Origin of the sequence: Rhodococcus sp. 1168 (assembly GCF_002091955.1) — a bacterium.
Classification (GTDB): Bacteria; Actinomycetota; Actinomycetes; order Mycobacteriales; family Mycobacteriaceae; genus Rhodococcoides.
In genome coordinates this window covers 114182-134021 of sequence record NZ_MKKY01000084.1, presented here as the reverse complement: position 1 = coordinate 134021, position 19840 = coordinate 114182, and the positions used below count along the sequence as shown (strand labels likewise).

The following is a 19840-nucleotide window of genomic DNA, read 5'->3' as shown; positions in this document are numbered from 1 at the left end:
CAGTTGTCACCGGCTGGGCTGGAGGCCGGATGTTTCGAGATGATTCAGAGCGCGCGCACAGGCCGCCAGAACTGGTACGTCGACGCGGGGTAGTGTCCGCCGGTCCAGTGCATCGAGGAGTCCGGTCAGTGCGAGCGAAACGGCCGCAACAGGATCCGATCCTAGAGTGATCGATCCTTCGATTTCCCCGCCGACCCGACTTTCCGAGTCGGACAGATCCACCAGTACATCGTTGTGCGTGAGCAGGCGACGCAGCGAAAAGTCCTGCGCGTCATGGATACTCCAACTAGTGACGCTTCCGACTCCACATTCGATGAGCACCGGACCCAGTAGCGGGGCGCGTTCGGGGCAGGCGAGGATCACTCGCCCGCGGCTGGGGGAGATGCCGCGGTGGCTCAGCGTGGAGAGGACCGACGCTGCCATCGTGGCGGTCGCGAGATCGATCTCGGTGACGACAGCCGGGCCGCCCCGCCCGTCGACGTGACGAGCGATCGCTTGGGAGTGTGCAGCGTTCATTCCGACCACCAGGGCAATGCCGACATTCGCGTCGACCGCGCACAGGCGATCGACGACGTCGGTCTCGGTGCAGTCGGCCAGCGAAAGTCGTGTCACACGCAGTGACGTGAGGTTGCCGATGACGGCGGCGTACTCCTCCATCGCAACCCGGCCGCGAACCGAATCGTGAGCTTGTCGCGATCGCGGGGAGGATTCGTGTATTCCGACTACCGCCACGGCTGCAGAAACACCGGAACCCGAGCGCTCCGCATGCCGGTATCGAGTCCTCATCGCGGACCTCCACTGATTGTTGAGTGTCGTACTAGTGAACTACGCAGATTCACAATATTCTTACTTGCATATTAATGCAAGTAAGAATATTAGCCCGCGAGCAAGCGAAAGCGTCTACCCCGAGGAGTGTTGCCGGCGGCCGAATCGAGGGGGAGTCGATGCTTGGGTCCGTACAGGCTGTGCGCAGAATATGGGCATGCTGCACCTGCGTATCCTCTCGCCATCGATACTGACTCAGGATGTGCTCGCATGTCTTGTCGACAGTCCCGCTGTCAGCGGTATCGCGGTGACACGCGCGGCCTCCGTCGAACCTGTCGGTGACCTTGTTGTCGCCGATATCGCTCGGGAGGGAGCGAACGAGATCATCGAACGACTACACGCTCTCGGAGTGCATCAGGATGGCAGCATCCACATCGAACCGGTTCCCACCTGGCTTTCGCGATCGGGGTTCGAGGCCGAGAAACGAACTCCGGGTAGCAGCGCCGACTCGGTGGTGTGGGCGGATGTGGCGCAGCGGTCGTACGAAGACACCGAACTCAACTGGACCTACCTGAGCTTCATGGGCATGGCTACGCTGCTCGCATCGATTGCGATCGTCATCGACTCGCAGATCCTGATAATCGGTGCGATGGTTCTCGGTCCGGAGTTCGGAGCTATCGCAGCTCTCGGTGTTGCACTGGTACGGAAAAGACCTACGCTGCTGGCCCGCGCGAGCCGGACCCTCGTGGTCGGATTCGTACTATCGATTGCTACGACAACTCTTTTGGTGCTTGTCGCTCGTTCGGTGGGCTGGGTGGTCATCGACGACGTCACAGGACCCCGACCGAGCACCGCTTTCATCTACTCCCCGGACAAATGGTCGTTCATCGTGGCAGTCATCGCGGCAGCAGCAGGGGTTCTTTCGATCACCTCGGCAAAGACGGGCGGGCTGTCCGGGGTATTCATCTCGGTGACTACGGTGCCCGCCGCCGGAAACGTCGCGCTCGGTATCGCGTTCGGGGTCGGTTCGGAAATTTGGGGCAGCACTCTTCAATTGCTGCTGAACATTGCCGGGATGGCGTTGGCAGGCTGGGCTACTCTGGCGATCCAGCAGAGCGTCTGGGCACGATTCTCCGCTCGTCGAGCTGCCGCCATCGACCGCTTCCGGAGTCGCTGAGCTGGCGTGGTCGGCTGGCTCGAAAGCAATCGGCCGAGAATTACTTCAGGACTCGTAGCCTCGCGCACATGTCCCGGAACTCGTCGTCATCGGCGCGATCCGCGGGAACCGCCAACGCGATCCCGTCGCAAAGGTTCCCGTACTTCGCTGCGACCACGGCAGGAAGCTCGGCGTACGTGCATTGAGTGACCAGCACGTCCAGTACCTGATCGGTGACTACGCCGGCTAGATCAGCCCAGTCGCCCGAGCGGGACATGGCGGTCAGCTTCTCGCCGATCTCGGACAATCCGAGTGCATCGAGAGCAACGCGATACGCCGGGGTGGAGTACAAAAACGCAAGTTCTTTACGCACAGGCTCCCGGTCCGATGCGACCGTAGCCGCGTCGCGGCCGGTGATCGTCTTCGGGACCGCGATGATGCGAGGCCGTCGACCGGCACGTTCGAGATGCGGAATAGTGATCTCTTCCAGCACTTTCGGGTGCGAACACGTGGGGTGAACGACAAAGCCATCGGCAACTTCGCCGGCGAGCATGCACATCCGGGCGTTGACTCCGCCGGTCCATATTTCGGGCGACGGGACGTCGATCGGACCCGGGTTGAAATAGGGTTGCAAGCGATCGAACGTGTAGTGCGTGCCCTGGTAATCCAACGCAGTCGAGTCGCGGAATGCTACGAAGATCGCTCGAACAGCACCGATGTAGTCACGTAGTTGCGCAGCAGGATCCGTCCACGGCATCGAATACCGCCCGACGATGTTCCCTCGCACCTGAGTCGCCAACCCCAATTGGAACCTGCCACCGGAGAAGCTCGCCAAATCCCAGGCCGCCAACGCCGTCACCATCGGGCTGCGAGCGAACGCCACCACCATCGACGTCCGGACGACGAGCGTAGAGCTGTGCTCGACGGCCAAAGCAGCTACCGCGAACGGATCTCGGACGGTTTCGGAGATGTGCACGGTGTCGAAACCGAGATCCTCGATGCGCCTGACGCGTTCGGCAACCTGGTGTAGCGGGGTATCGGCGGGTAGTGACGAAACCAGTTCCATGTCGATTCAGGTGCTCCAGATGCTCGTGCCACGCGATGCTTTCCCTGGCGACCTTACGGCCGGCCGGTCACGCCCCGGGTCGCGGGACGTCCTTCTCCCACCTGGCCCGCCGCTCGGATTCCGACTGCTCCCACCACGGTGTGCCACGTTCTCCCAGCGCAGCTTTCGCGGCCTGTACCCCAGCTCGGGAGGCGGCGGCACCCCCGGTGGAGCGAACGTCGCGTCGCCAGGCCATGAGAATGGACCGTAGTTCGGCGTTGCGGTCCTCGGGAATCAGCGGATCGGTGGCTCGCCATCGTCGGCCGTTGATCACGAGAAAGTGTCCGTCCTCGGTGTACTCGTGGCCGCTGCTTGCCTCCGGGGCTGCAGGGTCGTCGCCCGCTGCTGTCATGCCCTCGATGATGGCACAGGCCCCTGATCTCATCTCGGTACCTCCACCACCACCGAGGTGCACAACGAACCCACTAGTTCGAATATCTTCAGGCCATCGAATGCCGCGGAGCGCGGGTCAGTCTCGCGTCCCGATGGAGTCGGCCGGGTCGGAGCGCAACATCACCAGCGTCGGTCCGACGGTTGCAGCGAAGCCGAGTACTGCGGTAAGGGCCACGATGCCCCCGTAGGCGACGGGCGAGATCGTAGGCCAGGGTTGCCCGGAGATGCCGTAGGCAACTCCCATCAGTGCAGGCAGGGCGATTGCCGTGCCGATCACCGCTGCCACGGCCGTGACGATGGTTGCCTCGATACGCATCATCGCGCGGATTTGCTTGCTGGTCGCCCCGACGAGACGCATCAGGGCGAATTCTCGGCTGCGCTCGCTCGTGGCCATCACGAGTGTGTTGACCACTGCCACTGCAAGATAGCCCATGAGCACAGCGAGGGCGATCAGGCTCGTCCACGATTGCGCGCTACGTTCTTGCCCGCCCGCCGCGCCGAGATCGCGAGCATCGGTGACCGCGAATCCGCCGACCGACAGGGCGGCCGTAACACCGGTCGAGTGGCCTTCGTCTACCGCCAGCAGCAGCGAATCGACGAGCCCGAAGGTGGTGTGGTTCCGAACCACGCCACCGTCGATCGTGATCTCGCCCAGGCCCAAACCGTGCTCGTACAGTGCGACGACCGTTGCAGGGATCGAGAATCCGTCTCCCAATCTCACCTCGATGTGTGAACCGAGGTCGGCACCGACTGCGGACGCTGCGGCCGTGCTCAGTGCCACGGTGTCGGTACCTGCGAGTCTGCCGAGATCGCCATCGACTCGGCCCAGATCCATAGTCGATACCACTGCCGCGGGATCTACCCCCTGTAGTGAGTACATGGTGGTAACTGGATCGCCCGCTTCGAGGTACGTCAGATACGCCTGAGACCGGGTCACGGGGTTCACCGACCGGACACCGTTCAGCGCCGCAACCTGTTCGACGGCCATTGGAGAGACTCCCGCTGGTGCGCTGACGATCAGATCTGCCGTCACGCCGTCCACAGCTTGACGTTCCGCCTCTGTTGCGACCGTACTGTTGACGAAGAGTTGGACCGATCCGATTGCGACCGCCAGGGCCAGTGGCGTAATGGCAGATGCGAGCCGGCGGGTGTTGGAGCCCGAGTTGATCAACGCCAAAACGACCGCGAAAGAATGCGCCGAGCCGACTGAGCGAGACAACAGGGCGACCGCTCCGCCAACCAGAGCGGGTCCGAGAAGACCGACCGCAACCATCAACATGATCGCCGAACCAGCGGCACCAGCGATCCCCTGCTCTCCCGAGACGAAGATTGGAAGCAGCGCGACTGCGAGTCCAGCGATACCGAAGACGGCACCGATGCCGTACCGCCGAGGGCCGATTCGAGCGGGTGTCGTCGACGCTTCGCGCAACGCATCGGTCGGTGCGAGACGGGCAGGTCGACGCGCGGCGACATAGGCTGCGGTGCGTGCGGTGACGAGTGCTGTCGACACCGCGAACAGAGCCGGTAGCGGTCCATAGGCCAACGCGAAGTCATCAGGCAGGGCTCCGGCTCGAACGAAGAGCGAGCCCAACAGCCCTGCCGTCAGATAACCGGGAACCACTCCGATCATTGCCGCAAGGACTCCGATTGCCACGACTTCACGGCCGACCATCGTGTGGATCTGGCGCGGTGTGGCGCCTACTGCCCGCAACAACGCAAAGTCACGGCGACGTCCGGCGATCGACAGTGCCAGGGTGCTCGCGACGACGAACATGGCGATGAGTAGGGCAGTCCCCGCAAGCGAGCTGCCGATGACCGAGAGCTGCGACCTTGCGCTACCTGCGTCGAGAAATTCAGCGTCCCCCCGCGCGCGTCCGACAAAGGTGTCCACTCCGGATATGTTGCGATCTATGCTCTCCCGCAACACTTGTGGATTTGATCCTGGTGTCGCAACAACACCGACTACTGGCTTCGAGTCCGGGTTCAATGCGGTCAGGTGTGCTTCGGAAACGAACACGTGCTCGGCCCTGCTGGGAAGCGGCCCGTCCGTCCGGGCGATACCTACGACGGTGTACGTGGTGGGAATCCCGCCGTAGGTGAGGGAAATGGCCTCTCCCAGCTCCACCGCGCGGCTGCCGTCGACGACGACCTCGTCAGGAGCACCTGGTTCGTGTCCGCTGGTGAGTCGGTATGGAGTCATAGCGGCAGACCGCCAATCGTGGGCTTCGACGATTGTTCCGTCCCACGACAGCGGCGCGGTCCGGTCCTCGATGACATCGGCGACGCCTGGCAACTCGAGCAACGATTTTGCGACGGCCGGTGGAAGCGGCGCACGCTCGGCATAGATGGGGTCCATGTCCTGGGGAACATCGAGTGATTGCGAACCGGTGACCACTACGTCGGCCCCGGTATAGCGTTCTGGGTCGATTCCGCCTCGAAGGCCGGACTCGATCAGCACGGTGAGGCCGGTGACCAGAATCGTCGAGACCATCAAGGTGACGAAAACGCCTGCCAGGCTGGCGCGGTGGCATCGGATGTCCGCTCGGACCAAAGGCCACATGGTCACCACTCCCCGAGTGCGGTCATGCGGTCGGCGATCTGCTGAACGTTCGGCGCCTTCTCGTGCGCGACGAACCGACCGTCGGCGAGGAAGACGACGACGTCGGCGAACGATGCTGCGAGCGGATCGTGAGTGACCATCACGATGGTCTGATCGAGGTCTTTCGCGGACCGACGCAGCAACTCGAGTACGAGACGTCCCGTACGTGAGTCGAGCGCTCCTGTCGGCTCGTCGGCGAACAGTACGTCCGGGCTCGTTACCAATGCGCGCGCGATCGCGACGCGTTGCTGTTGCCCGCCTGATAGTTCTGCGGGGCGCCGTTGCTGAAAACCATTGAGGCCGACTGCATCGAGTACGTGGTCGACAACCGTTCGATCGGATTTCTTCCCGGCCAAGAGGAACGGAAGGGTGATGTTCTGCTCCACGGTCAAGGCCGAGAGGAGGTTGTAGGACTGGAAGACGAATCCGATCTTGTCGCGCCGAAATTCGCTCAACTGTGCCGGCTTCAATGTGGAGATGTCGGTGGAGCCTATGTGCACTGCACCTTCAGTTGGTGAATCCAGGCCGGCGGCGCACTGGAGAAAGGTGCTTTTTCCGGATCCGGAGGGGCCCATGATCGCAGTGAAGGAGCCACGGGGGAGCGCGAGGCTCACTCCGCGTAGTGCTGTCGTGGCGGCCGAACCCCGGCCATAGGTCTTGACCAGATTCTCGATTCGAATAGTGTTGTGGGACAGAGTTGTCGACGGTGCTGCGGTAGTTGGAATCACAGAAAATACGCTAGCGAGACGGCGAGTGCACAACCAGGTGCCTGAGTACCGAAGAAAAGGTATAGCTGGCTGTACCGCAGTAGGTGACGCTGTACGGCATGCTGAAGGCCATGGACAAGTCCCGTCGATGGCTACGCGCGGCCCGTTTCGCCGCCGTCGAAGGCGGCGCTGGTGCCGTATCTCTGATGCTCGTCATCCTCGGTCTCATCTGCGTGCCCCTGCTGCTGTTGGCGGGTGGGTGGGCCGCCGTACCTCGGCTCGTCCGAGGACTACAGGGGTGGGCAGATCGTGGCCGCAGACGAGTGGCTCGCTTCAGCGGTGTCGATATCGATTCACGATATGCCGCAATACCCCCGGACCCCACGTTGCGCGAGTTACAGCACCTCCTCTGGGCTCCCTCGACCAGACGTGAAGTTGTGTGGCTCGCCGCGCACGCAATCGTCGGATCCTTCGTTGGGCTGTTCACGGTGGTGTTGCCGCTCGCTACGATCAATTCTTTGCTCGTGCCTGCATATTGGTGGGCGCTTCCCGCGGACGAGCCGGTGGGCAGCCCTTTTCCGGTCACGTCCTGGGCCCGGGCTGCTGCGATGCCATTGGTGGCGGTGGGCTTCGGGCTGCTTGCATGGTGGCTGATACCGCTGGGTGCCAGATGGCTGGCGGAGTTTCTGCGCAACCTACTGGCACCCACCCGTGCATCTCGACTCGCAGAACGATTGACCGCCGTATCGGCAAGCCGCGCAGCGGCACTCGATGCGCATGCGGCAGAACTGCGTCGCATCGAACGCGATCTGCACGACGGAGCGCAGAACCGACTCGTCGCGGTCGTGATGATGCTCGGGATCGCCGAGAGGTCCTTGACAAATGATCCGGAGTCTGCGCTTCCGCAGTTGCGGCGAGCACAGGACGCCGCCAACGACGCCCTGTCCGGTCTGCGGACCATCGTCCATGACATCTATCCGCCCATACTTGATGATTTGGGACTGGAAGGTGCGTTGTCGGCGCTTGCCGGGCGTAGCGCGATCCCGTGTGAGCTGCGACTAGGCGCTGTGGGACGTGTGCCTGCCGCTGTCGAATCTGCAGCGTATTTCGTGGTCGCCGAAAGCTTGACCAATTCGGCCAAGCACAGCGGAGCCAAACAGATATCCATCTCCGTCGAGCGAGCAGCAGAGCAGTTGACCCTCGAGGTCGTCGACGATGGCGGTGGTGACGCGATGGAACGTCCGGGAGGCGGGTTGGCGGGAATGCGTCGTCGAGTCCAAGCATTCGAGGGAGAAATGAAAGTGGTCAGTCCGCCTGGGGGACCGACACGAATCGAGGTGGCACTGCCGTGCGGGTTGTGATTGCCGAGGATGATGCCCTGCTCCGGGAAGGCCTGGTACTTCTGCTTCGCAGTGAAGGTTTCGAGGTGATCGCCGCCGTGGACAACGGAGATGAGCTCCTCGGCTTCATCGACGATGCCGACGTGGCCATCGTCGACGTTCGGATGCCACCGACGTTCACCAACGAAGGCTTGAAAGCGGCTGCGGAGGCTCGATCGCGCCGACCGGGGTTTCCGATCGTCGTTCTGTCCGCCTACGTCGAGGACCGCTATGCCAGTCGACTGATGGCCGATGGTGCCTATGCACTCGGCTATTTGCTGAAGGAACGTGTCGGGAAGGTCGCCGAGTTCACCGATGCGGTACGGCGAGTGGCAGGCGGCGGGACTGTCATGGATCCCGAAGTGATCTCGCAATTGCTGAGCCGACGAGCGGTCGACGACCCCATCCGCACTCTGACTGCACGCGAACGTGAAGTCCTGGGCCTCATGGCAGAAGGATTGGACAACGGCACTATCGCTGCGCGCCTGTTCGTCAGCGATACCGCCGTCAGCAAACATATCGGCAACATTTTCGGCAAGTTGGGGTTTTCCGCTGCGGACAGCGGACATCGTCGGGTGTTGGCAGTACTGGCCTACCTGCGCGCTTAGTTCCTTCAGAGTTGGACCAGCGGGCGGTGTCGGATGGGTGAGCAGCGGGTATGTGCGATCCGGTCGCGAGTGGCGCGGCGAAGGAGTGTGACAAGCATGGCTGGATTCGACCGATGATGCTGGCGCGACTGGACGAGTTTCAAAGAAGGCATCCATCGGCGGGATTCCCGCTGGCCGTGGTGTACAAATTCCTCGACGACCGCGGCGGATACCTCGCTGCCCTGATCGCGTACTACGCGTTCTTGTCGCTGTTTCCGCTGTTGCTCTTGTTCACCACGCTGCTGGGCATCGTGCTTGCCGGTAATCCGGACCTGCAGGCCACCATTCTCGACTCGGCGATGAGCCAGATACCCGTCATCGGAGATCAACTAGGTGAACCGGATCGTCTCAGCGGCGGTGTGACGGCGATTGTGATCGGCATAGTCGGCTCGCTCTACGGCGGGCTCGGTATCTCGCTCGCCGCGCAGTACGCAATGAACACAGCGTGGTCCGTTCCACGCAACGAGCAGCCCGACCCGCTGCGAGCACGCCTGCGAGGTCTTCTGCTGCTCAGCACTGTCGGTACCGCCATCATCGGGCTCACAGTTCTCAATGCCGTCGCATCCTCTGGCGTTTTCGGGTTTGCAGGGGGCACGCTGGCCCTGATCGGGGCCGTTGTAGTCAACGCCGCAGTCTTCTCCGCAGCGTTCAGAATCGGAACTCCACGTCCGCTTACCCTCCGGGACGTACTGCCGGGGGCAATGATCGCCGCAGTGATCTGGCAGGTATTGCAAGCGTTCGGAGGGATTTACATCCGATATGTGGTGGGCAATGCCAGCACCAGCAACGGCGTCTTCGCAATCGTCCTCGGTCTGCTCGGATTCCTCTATGTCGCTTCGATACTCATCGTTCTCTGTATAGAGATCAATGCCGTTCGAGTCGACCGACTGCATCCTCGTGCGCTGCTGACGCCGTTCACCGACAACGTCGAACTCACCGAGGGGGACAAGAAGTCCTACACCGGCCAAGCAGAAGCGCAGCGGAACAAGGGGTTTCAGGACATCGTCGTCACGTACGAAGACTGACGCCGGCGTGTGAGCCTATGCAGACGCGGCCGAGTCGTCGACCAGCGAAGACAGAATCCGCGCCAAGGTAGCGAGGTCTGCCTCGTTCAGAGCGGACAAGGCCGCAGGCGGCGTTCGAAGGACGTCGTTCGCTATCCGCGCGAGCTCACGCCCGGAGTCGGTGAGGGCTACGACGCGTCGACGTCGGTCGAACGGGTCCTCCGTGCGTACGAGGTGGCCTCTGGCTTCGAGATCACGAAGAGTGATCGACAGGTACGGCGGATCGGAACCGAGTTGTTCGGTCAGTTCGCCCGCCGAGAGCGGCCCGTCCAGGAGCCGTCGGAGAACTTTGGTGCGAAAGAAGCTCTCCCCTGTCGCGGCGACGACGGCGCGGTGTGGATCGGACACTTCGAGGACGAGCCTGCGCATGTCGGCCCAGACGTCGGGGGCGCTCACGTGACCAGCTCCTTCGAGCGGGAGGCGACCGCGTGCGCGGTACCGCGCGCCCATCCTCCGGTGGTGACGACGGCCAGAATCAGAACCACGACACCGGCGCACAACATGACAGTCCAGGCCGGTCTCGCAGCGTCGATGAAACCGTCCTCGAAGCTGCCGACCAGACCTGCGGTCACAATCGATCCGACGACCGCGACTCCGAGCGATTGGCCGACCTGTCGACTCGTCGACGCGATCGCGGATGCGACACCGGCCTGACTACGTGGCATGCCCGATATTGCGGTGTTGGTGATGGGGGCGTTCACCACACCGAAGCCGATACCGAAAATGATGTACGACACCGCAAGCCAGCCGAAGGACGTGTCCGCAGTCAGACGGGTGAGCATCGTGGCAGAGACGATGAACCCGACCCCGGCGACAACCAGTGAGATCCGCGGCCCGCGGGATCCGGTGATACGGCCGGAGATCGGGGCGAAAACGAGGGTCATCAAGGCCATCGGCAACGTGTAGAGGCCGGCGTGCAGCGGGGAGTAGCCGCGGACGTCCTGCAGATACAGGGTGTTGAGGAACAGGAAGCCACCCAGTGATGCGAAGGAGCACACGGCGATGATCGTGGCGCCGCTGAACGGGACGCTGCGAAAGAACGACAGTTCGATGAGTGGTTCGGTGCGTCTGGACTCCGCCAGGATCAGCCCGACGAGCGATGCCAAGGTCACCGCGCCCGTCGTGAGGATGAGTGGGGAGGTCCAGCCCACTGCCGAGCCCTCGATGATGGTGAACACCAGACCGGCGAGCAATGCGATCATGAGGATTTGACCCACCGGGTCGAACTTGCGCGCATGCCGTGCCTTGGATTCCGGAACGTACTTCCACGTCAGTGCCAACGCGAGAAGTCCGATCGGTACGTTCACCCAGAAGATCGACTGCCACCCTGCCGAAGTCACGAGCACCCCGCCCAGCAGTGGTCCCGCAGCCATCGACACTCCGACGACGCCGCCCCACACGCCGATCGCCCCTGCGCGTTCCTTGGGGTTGTCGAATGTGTTGGTGATGATCGACATCGCGACCGGATTCATCATCGATCCGCCGACGGCCTGAACCATGCGGAATGCCACCAACCAGCCCAGTGACGGCGCGACACTGCACAGCAGCGATCCGATGACGAAGGATCCGGTGCCGATCATGAAGATTTTCTTGCGCCCGAAACGATCTGCGGAAGATCCGCCGAGCATCAACAGTGACGCCAGTACGAGGGTGTACGCGTCGATGATCCATTGAAGACCGGCCACCGACGAGTTCAGCTCGGCCCGAATGGAAGGAAGTGCGACGTTGACGATGGTGTTGTCGATGCTGACCAGAAAGAGGCTGAGGCAGCAGATGCCGAGCACGAGGTATCGGCGCTGTGACGAAGACTCTGTCATATGGACCGCCCGATAGTTGTACATCTACAAATGTTAGTTCAAGTATGAATACTCGGGGCACACTTGTGCAAGCGGTTAGTTCGAGGTTCCCTGCTCGAGGACCTGCCACAGCGGATCGCTCGGCCCGATGTCGAAACTGCATTCTGTCGGTCTCGGGTCCGGAACGAACGCCCACAGCAGTGCCCCGGCGGTACCTGCAGCCCGCTGACCGTCGATCTTCGCTTCGATGTGTGCGGCACGATTCTCCACAGTCGAACAGGATCCCGCGAGTTCGCCGATCTCGGCCACCACAAGGGGCTTACCGACCTCCGCCGTCTGGGTGATCCGACGCTGGAGCCCGTTCCACTGGTCGCCGGGCAGTGCGACCCCGTCGGCGCCGTAGTCGTGGTACTGGAGAACATCGACAGCTGGTGACTGCGCCAGATAGCGGTATTCCTCGCCCTGGCTTCCGCATTGGCCTCCGCCGGTCAGGCCCGCGGTGATCAAGGTGCGTGGGTCGAGAGCGCGCACTCGTGCACCGGCGGTATCGAAGAAGGTGCGTAGAACTTCATCCGCGTCGGAGGTGCAGGTTCGACTCTCCCAGGAACAATTCGCGTCGGTGCAGGTACTCGTTTCCGGTTCGCCGACGAGTTCCCACGCAGCCAGTGCAGGTGAGTCCTTCCAGCGCGCAACGGCAGTGTCAGCCCATTGTTCGAAGCTCAGAAGTGCAGTTGCGGTGGGGGAGGGCGGTGGCGTCATCCAGCCGTCGATGTACCACTGTCGATCCTTGAAGACGTTGTCCTCGCACGCGCCGTCCTGAGGTGACAGGACAGGGACGAGAAGTTGGTCGTGCGCCTCCGCTGCGGCGAAGACTGCGTCCATGGGGCCGAAATCGAGGTTGCCGGTGAAGCGGTTGATCGCGAGAGCTTGAAACGCGTCGAAGCGTGTCAGGGAGTGTGCAGGCAGCGCTGCGAAGTAGCTGTCGAGATCGACCATGGCCCCGCACCCGGCATTGACGGACCAATCCGTCGCCAGCTGGTAGGCATTGAAACCCGTCGGCCACCACGGTGCGCCGTCGAGTGTCAGTCCGTCGGCGCCCGCGCTCACGCGAGCTCCCGGCGACGGCGCAGCGTCTGTCGGTACTGCACCGGTGACGGTGACGAGGAGTCCCGCGAGTGCCACGGCGGCGACTCGACGGAAACGAACCATGCTCGGCATATCGCAGATGATAAGCCTGGTATTGACAGTCGGTATATCCGCTCCCATTGAATGGCATATCGGCTCGTAACTTATTCGGACTCGGAAAACTTCACAAAAGTATTCTTCGATACCGAAATGCGCATCGGTATTGGTCGTGGAGATTGTTTATCTCGACGCTTTCCTGGGGTCCCTTCACCTGGTCACCAGGGGTGACGATAAATTCGAATGTACTTCGAGGGCTGTTCGCTGCTGATCGGTCATAATCATTCTCGAGAGATGCCACTTCCACCTAAAGGGCCGGGCTATTTGATGTCGTCGACTATTGGTATGCCTTCACGCAGTACCGCTCGAATGGCCGCGATCAGTGGGATCGTTGCGATGATGGTTATTTCTTCGGTGCCGGGTATCGCGCAGGCGCAGGACGCGGACGAGACGGGCCCGATCTCGCTGTCCCTCAGCGAGACCGGCCTAGGTGGTTCGATTGCACTGAATGGGCAGAGTGGCCGCACTCAGATCACCGTGCCGGTGCCACCGGGTACCGGGCCGGCGTCGTTGAACGCGGTGCTCACCGTCCCGGCCTGGCTCGATCGAGGTTGGATCGACGTGGAGTCCGGCAACCGGCCCATCTCACGTGTCGCGCTCGGGGGTGACGCACCGACGCTTCCGATCTCCATCCCGCTGGCAGCAGTTCCAGTTGTCGACGGAGCCATGACACTCGACTTCGCGTCGACGCTGATTCCCGACGCCGGCTTCTGCCCCGATGTCCGAGACACGCAGTTGCGACTCCTCGACGCCCGAGTCGATTTCACCGGGGTGCCGTCGATCCCGCGCACGATCTCCGAGTTCCTGCCGCCGGTACTTCGGCAGCTCACTGTGTTCATGCCTGCCCAGCCGAACCGCGACATGATCTCGGCAGTGTTGACGTTGACGACATCGGTGATCGACTACTACGGTTCGCAACCCGTTCGAGTCGTCGTGCGCCCGGATACCGAATTGCAAGGATCGCAGCCGGACCAGACATTCGAACGGTCCGTCGTCGTGGCCGAGAACAAGGACGCCGCAGCAGAACTGATCTTTCCGCTCGATCAATCACCTCCACGGCTGTTCGTCACAGGTAGCGGTACGGCGCTGTCCGACCAGACTCGATTGATCACCAGCAAGATTTCCGACTTGGCGGTGACGACCAAAGCACTCGCGGGGGCGTCGGCTCCTCGAGCGGTCCTCGCACCCGACTCGACGACACTCGACGATCTCGGAATCGGGACTGTCACGGGGAAAGGTGACACCACCGCCACTGCGTCGCTCACGCTCGATCAAGCACGCCTCGGCCGCTCGGTCTCGGATGTGTCGCTGCATCTGACCGGAAATTACACCCCGGGCGTCGGATCGATCACTGCCGGAGTGGGAGGCAAGACGATCGCATCGTGGTCCGCCGACGATTCCGGTCGGTTGGATCAGTGGGTCGAGATCCCGAACACCGAGCTGCAGAAAGCTACCACCCTCGACGTCAGCGTCGAGCACCCCTCGGATTCGGCCGCCGGATGTGGCACGCAGGCAGCGTCGACGATCACGGTCGACGGTTCCACTGTCGTCCGATCCGGACCTTCCTCGACGCCGGCTCCGCTTGGATTCGGATCGCTGCCGCAAGCCTTGATGCCGCAGTTCGACGTAGCGATGACCCAGGAAACCTTCGCCGATACCGCCCGTGCAGTCTCGGTCGTGACCGGACTGCAGCGCCTGTCCGCCAGGCCGATCATGCCGCAGGTCGTTTCTCTCGACGACGCGCTCGCCAGCTCCGACCCGGCCGTCGTGATCGCAGCAGACGGCGGTCTACCGGACTCGCTCACATTGCCATTGTCCTCGTCCGGGGCTACGACGTTCTCGATCGCAACGCCGGAATCCACCGACACCGACACCGACTTTTCGCTCACCGTCGATCCAGGGGTGCCTTACGCCAGCCTGCAGGTGACTACGACCGAGAACAACCAGGCATTGTTGGTGGCATCGTCGACAGGCAAAGGGGGCCGGCTCGACGCACTTCTGGGTTGGCTGGACGCAGATCCGTCGCGTTGGTTCGGCCGCAGCGGTGACATTCTCTTCGCTGTACCGGGAATCGAACCGGTGTCGTTGTCGAGCGGGGACCTGGCAGGGGAGTCATCGGAGGAGGCGACGGAGGCCAGCGGGTCCGGCGTCGATCGCCTGAGCGTGACGCTTCTCGGAATCGCCGGCGCAGTATTGCTCGTCGCTCTCGTAGGTGCGGTCGTCCTCGTTGTGCGTTCTCGCCGCTCTGGTCGCCGTCGCCACCGCCGCCGCGACGATTCACCGCCGTCATGACCGCCGATGCCGAGGCCGGACCCGACAACACCGGGGAAGGGGACTCGAGCAGCGACGACGTCGAACAACTCGATCCAGCACCGGAGAAGACGGGATGGACGGCGCATCCGGCCACGATGATCGTGTTTCGGTGGCTTCTGCTCATCGGATGCGTCATCGTCGCGTACTTTCCGACCTGGAAACGGGTGATGGAGGAAGCCTCGAACGGTGCCATCACCGCCTATATTTTCGTGCTCCCGTTTCTGGCGGCCGTGGCAGCGCAGGGAGTGGCTCGCCGCCGGGCCGGAGAGTTGCCGATTCATGATCGACAGACCGACGTCATTGTCGGCGGTCTCGCGTTACTGGTAGCCATCGCCGTCAAAGCCTTGTGGTTGCCGCGTTACGCCGAGCAGTACGCACTTGCGCACCTCGATGTCCTGTCGGCGTTGGTGTTCTTCTTCGGCGGCGCGATCCTGTTGTTCGGGCTTCGCCCGGTCGGTCGGTTCTGGTCGGTGTGGTTACTGCTGCTGGCTTTGAGCCCGTTGATGTATCGGCTGGTCGCCATCAACGTCGGTGGAAGCCGATTCGCCTACGGAGCAGTGCTGGTGGTGTTGGGCGGGGTCGCAGGCGCGATAGCCGTCGGTCGTACTCGTCGTAGAGCGTGGCTCGGATTCGTCTGCACGGTGGCGACAGGGTTCGCGGTGCTGGCGTTCATCTTGGCCCTCTGGCCTCGAATCGACGTCGTTCTGATGCAGCTCATCCCGACGGTCGGTGCCTCGATGGTGATCGGGGTGGGATTCTATTTGCTCTCCCGGCGCGGTGAGAGCAAGAAACCGTTGCCGAAGGGCATGTCCTCGTCTTCGGCGAAAAGGTCTCCGAGTTCGGCGATCATGGTGATCGTTGCTGCGGTGATCCTGCTCATTCTCCCGCTGCCCGAGACAACGGTCATCCCGGATACCGCAGGCCCTCCGGGATCGACGTCCGTACCGTTGGCTCCGCCGACCGGTTGGAGCCGGACATCCCTCCAATCGTACGACTGGGTGCGCTCGTACTTCGGGCAAACAGCGACGCTGACCCGGCAGACGATGAAAGCCGAAGACGGAAACCCCGAGTGGGACATCCAATCACGACCACGAACGGTGGTCGTGGACGTCCTCTCCACCACCAACCGAGCCAGCTTGGCGATCTATCCGGAAAGCACTCTGTATCGGCTGAGCAATACCCGTACCAGCGCTCCACTCCAGGTGCCCCTCGGACACGGAGTCACCGGAACCCTGTACACCTCGGTCAGCGACGCATTGTTGTTGACCTGGACAAAATTGGTCTTCACCTGGGTACGCGGTGACGTCACCCAGCGGGTGACGATCATCAGCGTGGACAATCACGAGGACGGCGCTACGTTCCCCAGGCCGATACCGTCGATGGCGTCGAATGTCGGTACCAGTCTCGCAACATTCCTTCGCGGTAATTCCATCATCGCCGACACCGAACCGGAGTACAAAGACCGCACGCTGCTGGCCTCGTTCGGTACCGGTCTCGTTCGGGCGCAATGGAGTATCGATACCAGAGGTGGACAGTGAACAGCACGCCGCGGACGCCGCCGCGCGTCGGGGAGGAGACAGCGGAGTTTCGCGCAGAGGCGCTCGACGACGCCATCAACGGACTCGCCCGACGAAATCCATTGGCGTCGGCTGCGATCGCCTTCGTGCCGTGGCAGAAGTACACCGCCATCTCCATCGCCGTTCTCACTCTGGTGAGCGCCCTACTGAATCCTGTTCCGACACTGCTGGTATTGACGGTGTTGTGCACGCTGGGCTATCTGGCGATGATGTTCGACCGCCTGTTGATCTTCTCCCGAGGGCTGGATGCGACAGCGATCGTGACGGTCACCGATGAGCAAGCACTCGCGATTCCGGACGAACTTCTCCCCGCGTACACGATCTTGGTCCCGGCATACAACGAGCCCGAGGTCGTCGGCGACCTCATCGCGGCCATGACCAACCTGAACTATCCGCCGGACAAACTACAAGTTCTGCTGCTGTTGGAAGAGGACGACGACGTCACCATCGACGCGGCGGCGCGCAGTGGCGTCAGCCAGATCGTGGAGGTCATCCTCGTCCCTGCCGGAGACCCGCGTACCAAACCGAAGGCCTGCAACTACGGACTGCATTTTGCGACCGGAACCATCGTCACGATCTTCGACGCCGAGGATCTTCCCGAACCTCTACAGCTGCGCAGGGTCATCGCAGCGTTCGACCGGCTGCCCGATACCGTTGCCTGCGTACAGGCAAAGTTGGCATTCCACAACGGTTCTCAGAATCTGCTGACCGGATGGTTCACCGCGGACTATGCGCTGTGGTTCGGCTACCTGCTCCCCGGCTTGATGCGCAGTACGTCACCGATTCCGCTGGGCGGCACATCCAACCATCTTCGGCGCGACGTGATCGAGCAGGTAGGCGCGTGGGACGGCTTCAACGTCACCGAGGATGCCGATCTCGGAGTGCGTATCGCCGCATCCGGTTACTCCACCGCGGTACTGGATTCGATCACCCTCGAGGAAGCGAACAGTGACCCGATCAACTGGGTCAGACAGCGATCACGCTGGTACAAGGGTTACCTTCAGACGTGGTTGGTGCATATGCGTCGACCCGTCGCTACCGTGCGTGCGCTGGGTCCGGTCGGCACCTACCGGTTGACGTTGTTGTTGGCGGGCACTCCGATCAGTGCCTGCATCAACATGATCTTCTGGTTCACAACTGCCGCTTGGATTCTCGGGCAACCAGACCTCATAGCCGCACTGTTCCCGCCGTACATCTACTACTTCTCGCTGGTGTCACTGATCATCGGCAACGTCGCCACCATCTACATGTACCTGATCGCCAGTCGGGAAAGCGACAACGCCTACCTTCTCGTTCCGAGCCTGACGATGCCGCTGTACTGGGTGATGATGAGCGTTGCTGCAATCAAGGGATGCTGGCAGCTCATTCGGAACCCGTCATACTGGGAGAAGACATTTCACGGACTGAACACCCCGACCGCGGCAGCCGCCGAGACCGAAGAGGCTCTTCCGTGAGCTCTCGCACACCGTGGATCGTCTTCACCGCATCGTTGGCGGGCTACCTTGCGATCGGGTCGACGCTGAGCCTGAAGTTCGGCTACCTACTCGGCGACGCATTGTCGCGAACCTCGGCTGCGCAGTCGGTTCTCCTGAGCCGCGACCCACATGTGTCCGCCATCGGATTCATCTTCACCCCGTTGACTGCGTTGGCACAGTTGCCGATCGTTGCGTTGTCTTCGTGGTGGCCGGCGATCACCCGGTGGAACATCTCCGGAATCGTGGTCTCGGCAGCGTTCATGGCAGGTGCGGTCGTGATGATGTACGGAATCTGTCGCGACCGGGGCCTCTCGACCCGGTATTGCACGCTCATCACGGTGGTGTTCGCGATCAACCCGATGATCGTCTTCTACGGTGCGAACGGTATGAGCGAAGCAGTGTTTCTGTTCTTCGTCTGCTGGGCAGTGCGGCGCTTGATTCGCTGGGTACATACCGACGACGTCCACGATCTGGTTGTTGCCGGTATCGCGTTGGCGCTGGCCTACCTCACCCGCTACGACGGCGTCGTCGCTATCGCCGGTGCCGCTGTGCTGGTCGCGGTGATCACGGTGATGCGACGGGGCCGAGCGCAGTGGCGGACGATGATTCGTCGCGCCGTGCTCGACGGGGTGCTCGTGGCAGGGCCTGGTTTTGCCGCATTCGTGGTGTGGACCGGGACTAGTTGGTTGATCACCGGGGAAGCGTTGGCGCAATTGTCCTCGGGCTACGGTAATGCCGCGATTCTTGCGCAGTCCGGCGGTTCGACCGGGACAGCGCTGGACAACACCGTGTTCGCGGTGACGGCCATTGTCGTGCTGGGGCCTGCGCTGCTGGTGGCACTGCCGGTATCGGCGGTCCTCGCATTCCGGCGACGCGATCTGGAATTCTTGGTCGGCCCGGTCGTGTTCGGGGCGGTGCTCGCATTCCAGGCCGTCAGCTTCATCGGCGGCTCCACCTTCGGCTTTCTGCGGTTCTATATCTGCGCGATACCGCTCGCCGTGGTCGCATTGGTGCAATTGGTTCCGCCGCGAGGCAATCCGCACACGCGACGAGAAGGTGCGTTCCACCGTCCCCGGCCGGTTCGTGCGATGGTGCCGGCAGGGGTCGGCGTCGGGCTGGTGGTGTTGTCGGTGTTGGCAGTGCCGGTCACCGGCTGGGCGATGGTGCAGCCGAAGCTGGCTCCCCAGGAATATGCGCTGGGATATCTACTCGACCCGACCCCCTCGGCCGAAGATGCCGATGCAGTCGCAGCTCGCTCGATCATCGACTCGTTCGCCACCGAACGCGAACTCGCCGCCTATCTCGATGCACAGAATCTGCCCGAAGGATCGGTTCTCGTGGACACCGTCTACGGGTTCGCGGTGGTCGCTGCGTCGTCGAATCCCAAGCAGTTCGTCGTTCCCTCCGACCAGGACTTCACCACGATTCTCAACGATCCGGCAGCAGCGGGAGTGAAGTACCTGCTGACCGTTCCCAACACCGGGCGTGGCGAATCCGACGCCGTCAACCGCAGGTATCCGACGGTCTACGACAACGGTGCCACTATTTCCACACTCGCATTCGAGGTCCCCACTACGGGTGCAGATCAACCGAACTGGCGGATCTATGAGGTCGTCGACTGA

Annotated in this window: 16 protein-coding genes; 8 read left to right on the top strand and 8 right to left on the bottom strand. The window is 62.4% G+C overall.

Annotation, left to right across the window (positions count from 1 at the left end):
• Positions 1 to 6: 6 nt before the first annotated feature.
• Positions 7 to 786 carry a hypothetical protein gene (locus BJI47_RS19760; RefSeq protein WP_088945334.1) on the bottom strand — a complete coding sequence of 260 codons (780 nt, stop codon included), beginning with the start codon at positions 784 to 786 and terminating at the stop codon, positions 7 to 9.
• Between the two features lie 196 nt (positions 787 to 982).
• On the opposite strand from BJI47_RS19760, the gene BJI47_RS19755 reads away from it, so the two are divergent.
• Positions 983 to 1942, top strand: a complete 960-nt coding sequence (locus BJI47_RS19755) for a DUF389 domain-containing protein (protein ID WP_088945410.1) — start codon at positions 983 to 985, stop codon at positions 1940 to 1942.
• A gap of 40 nt (positions 1943 to 1982) precedes the next feature.
• On the opposite strand, the gene BJI47_RS19750 is transcribed toward BJI47_RS19755, so the two are convergent.
• The 4 genes from BJI47_RS19750 to BJI47_RS19735 all read right to left on the bottom strand — a co-directional run bounded on the left by BJI47_RS19750 (position 1983) and on the right by BJI47_RS19735 (position 6746).
• Complete coding sequence (locus BJI47_RS19750) at positions 1983 to 2987, bottom strand: TIGR03617 family F420-dependent LLM class oxidoreductase (protein ID WP_088945333.1); 1005 nt, start codon at positions 2985 to 2987, stop codon at positions 1983 to 1985.
• A gap of 67 nt (positions 2988 to 3054) precedes the next feature.
• Positions 3055 to 3378, bottom strand: coding sequence for a hypothetical protein (locus BJI47_RS19745; protein WP_088945409.1), 324 nt, complete (start codon positions 3376 to 3378; stop codon positions 3055 to 3057).
• 117 nt (positions 3379 to 3495) lie between these two features.
• Positions 3496 to 5979 carry an FtsX-like permease family protein gene (locus tag BJI47_RS19740; RefSeq protein ID WP_088945408.1) on the bottom strand — a complete coding sequence of 828 codons (2484 nt, stop codon included), beginning with the start codon at positions 5977 to 5979 and terminating at the stop codon, positions 3496 to 3498.
• 2 nt (positions 5980 to 5981) lie between these two features.
• Positions 5982 to 6746 (bottom strand): ABC transporter ATP-binding protein, encoded by a 765-nt coding sequence (locus BJI47_RS19735; RefSeq protein ID WP_254900704.1) that lies wholly within the window; start codon positions 6744 to 6746, stop codon positions 5982 to 5984.
• A gap of 110 nt (positions 6747 to 6856) precedes the next feature.
• Here BJI47_RS19735 and BJI47_RS19730 point away from each other — a divergent pair, with 110 nt between their 5' ends.
• The 3 genes from BJI47_RS19730 (at position 6857) to BJI47_RS19720 (ending at position 9776) form a co-directional block, all read left to right on the top strand.
• Positions 6857 to 8086: a sensor histidine kinase gene (locus BJI47_RS19730; RefSeq protein ID WP_254900703.1), complete on the top strand. Its 1230-nt coding sequence runs from the start codon at positions 6857 to 6859 to the stop codon at positions 8084 to 8086.
• A complete protein-coding gene (locus tag BJI47_RS19725; RefSeq protein WP_088945332.1) occupies positions 8074 to 8712 on the top strand; it encodes a response regulator transcription factor in 639 nt (212 codons plus the stop codon). Before BJI47_RS19730 ends, BJI47_RS19725 begins: the two co-directional genes overlap by 13 nt.
• A gap of 116 nt (positions 8713 to 8828) precedes the next feature.
• Positions 8829 to 9776, top strand: a complete 948-nt coding sequence (locus BJI47_RS19720) for a YihY/virulence factor BrkB family protein (RefSeq protein ID WP_088945405.1) — start codon at positions 8829 to 8831, stop codon at positions 9774 to 9776.
• A gap of 15 nt (positions 9777 to 9791) precedes the next feature.
• Here BJI47_RS19720 and BJI47_RS19715 read toward each other — a convergent pair whose 3' ends face one another.
• The 3 genes from BJI47_RS19715 to BJI47_RS19705 all read right to left on the bottom strand — a co-directional run bounded on the left by BJI47_RS19715 (position 9792) and on the right by BJI47_RS19705 (position 12829).
• Positions 9792 to 10211 (bottom strand): MarR family winged helix-turn-helix transcriptional regulator, encoded by a 420-nt coding sequence (locus BJI47_RS19715; RefSeq protein ID WP_088945331.1) that lies wholly within the window; start codon positions 10209 to 10211, stop codon positions 9792 to 9794.
• On the bottom strand, positions 10208 to 11632 hold the full coding sequence (locus BJI47_RS19710) for an MFS transporter (protein WP_088945404.1): 1425 nt from the start codon (positions 11630 to 11632) through the stop codon (positions 10208 to 10210). Before BJI47_RS19710 ends, BJI47_RS19715 begins: the two co-directional genes overlap by 4 nt.
• Before the next feature lie 75 nt (positions 11633 to 11707).
• Positions 11708 to 12829 carry a beta-mannosidase gene (locus BJI47_RS19705; RefSeq protein ID WP_254900702.1) on the bottom strand — a complete coding sequence of 374 codons (1122 nt, stop codon included), beginning with the start codon at positions 12827 to 12829 and terminating at the stop codon, positions 11708 to 11710.
• A 309-nt stretch (positions 12830 to 13138) separates the two neighbouring features.
• Here BJI47_RS19705 and BJI47_RS19700 point away from each other — a divergent pair, with 309 nt between their 5' ends.
• From BJI47_RS19700 to BJI47_RS19685, 4 genes are read left to right on the top strand one after another with little or no spacing between them, the layout of a single operon-like run.
• Positions 13139 to 15145 carry a hypothetical protein gene (locus tag BJI47_RS19700; RefSeq protein ID WP_139804870.1) on the top strand — a complete coding sequence of 669 codons (2007 nt, stop codon included), beginning with the start codon at positions 13139 to 13141 and terminating at the stop codon, positions 15143 to 15145.
• Positions 15142 to 16704 carry a hypothetical protein gene (locus BJI47_RS19695; RefSeq protein ID WP_088945329.1) on the top strand — a complete coding sequence of 521 codons (1563 nt, stop codon included), beginning with the start codon at positions 15142 to 15144 and terminating at the stop codon, positions 16702 to 16704. The genes BJI47_RS19700 and BJI47_RS19695 overlap by 4 nt, the downstream gene beginning before the upstream one ends.
• Positions 16701 to 18197, top strand: a complete 1497-nt coding sequence (locus BJI47_RS19690) for a glycosyltransferase (protein ID WP_254900701.1) — start codon at positions 16701 to 16703, stop codon at positions 18195 to 18197. Before BJI47_RS19695 ends, BJI47_RS19690 begins: the two co-directional genes overlap by 4 nt.
• Complete coding sequence (locus tag BJI47_RS19685) at positions 18194 to 19840, top strand: glycosyltransferase family 39 protein (RefSeq protein WP_088945327.1); 1647 nt, start codon at positions 18194 to 18196, stop codon at positions 19838 to 19840. The genes BJI47_RS19690 and BJI47_RS19685 overlap by 4 nt, the downstream gene beginning before the upstream one ends.